The following is a 1,385-nucleotide window of genomic DNA, read 5'->3' as shown; positions in this document are numbered from 1 at the left end:
CGGCGGCAAGCAGCGCCTCAAAACGCTGGCGGGGCAGGGCGGGACGGGAAATCAGGGCAAAGGTTGCAGGCATGGCACCATTTTCGGCCCCGCAACGCCCCGGTGCCAAAAATGACGGGACGTATTGCGCGGCACCGGGCCGATGATTTAGGCAAAACGCACGGAAAAGTTTAGGGTTTTATCCATGAGCCAAGTCCTATCTTTCAACGATGTCAGCGTGGTGCGCGGACGCAAGGAACTGCTGTCGGGCATCAACTGGAAAGTTTCCGAAGGCCAGCGCTGGGTCGTATTGGGACCAACGGCGCGGGCAAGTCCACGCTGATGAACCTCGCCGCGGCGCGCATGCACCCCACCCGCGGCACCGTGGGGATCCTGGATGAAACCCTGGGGCGGGTGGACGTGTTCGAGCTGCGCCCGCGCATCGGGCTGAGCTCCACCCTGATCGCCAACCAGATCCCGGCCCACGAGACCGCGTTGAACGTCGTGCTCACCGCCGCCTACGGCTACACCGGCGCTGGCGGGAGCGGTACGAGAAGATGGATGAGCGCCGCGCCTTCGCCCTGCTGCACGAGTGGGGATGAGCACGTTCATGAACCAGCCCTTCGGCAAGCTCTCCGAGGGGGAGCGCAAGCGGGTGCTGATCGCCCGGGCGCTGATGACCGACCCGGAGCTGCTGATCCTGGATGAGCCCTCGGCCGGGCTGGACGTGGCCGGGCGCGAGGACCTGGTGTACCGGATGAGCCAGCTGGCCGCCGACGAGGAGGCCCCCACCCTGGTGCTGGTCACCCACCACCTGGAGGAAATCCCGCCGGGCTTCACCCATGCGCTGCTGATGAACTCGGGCAAGATCGTCGCCGCCGGCACCATGGCCGAGACGATGACCGAGGAAAAGCTCTCGGCCGCCTACGGGATGGAGCTGGCCGTACGGGTGGAGGGCGGCCGCTACAGCGCGTTCGCCCGCCGCTAGGATCCGCGGGGGCTGATGTTGCTCGATTTCTGGCAGGAGATCCTTGTCTTTTTGGGCGGGCTGTGGGCCGGGACCATCAACACGGTGGTCGGCTCCGGCACCCTGGTGACCTTCCCGATCCTGGTCGCCCTGGGCGTCGCCCCGGTCAACGCGGTGGTCTCCAACGCGATGGGCCTGGTCGCCGGCGGGTTCTCCGGCGCCTGGGGGTACCGCCGGGAGGCGGCCACCGTCAAGCGCACGCTGCTGAAGCTGGTGCCGCTGTCCATCATCGGCGGCTGATCGGCTCCCTGCTGCTGCTGAACCTGCCCGAATCGGTGTTCGGGGTCGTCGCCCCGGTGCTGCTGGCCGCCGCCTGGTGCTGGTGATCTTCCAGCCGAAGCTGCCGCCTGGGCCAAGACCCGCCAGGCGCCCGCGGCGG

The 1,385-nt window shown here is 67.7% G+C and carries 2 pseudogenes; both read left to right on the top strand.

Features of this window, described 5'->3' with window-relative positions:
* The first annotated feature begins 184 nt into the window (after nt 1-184).
* Nucleotides 185-967: pseudogene (locus JCM19049_RS14320) on the top strand (ABC transporter ATP-binding protein).
* A gap of 15 nt (nt 968-982) precedes the next feature.
* Nucleotides 983-1,385, top strand: a pseudogene (locus JCM19049_RS14315) (TSUP family transporter); the annotation flags it as partial.

The organism is Arthrobacter sp. JCM 19049 (assembly GCF_001310435.1).
The sequence above is the reverse complement of the archived record's forward strand: the minus strand, read 5'-3'. Positions and strand labels throughout refer to the sequence as shown.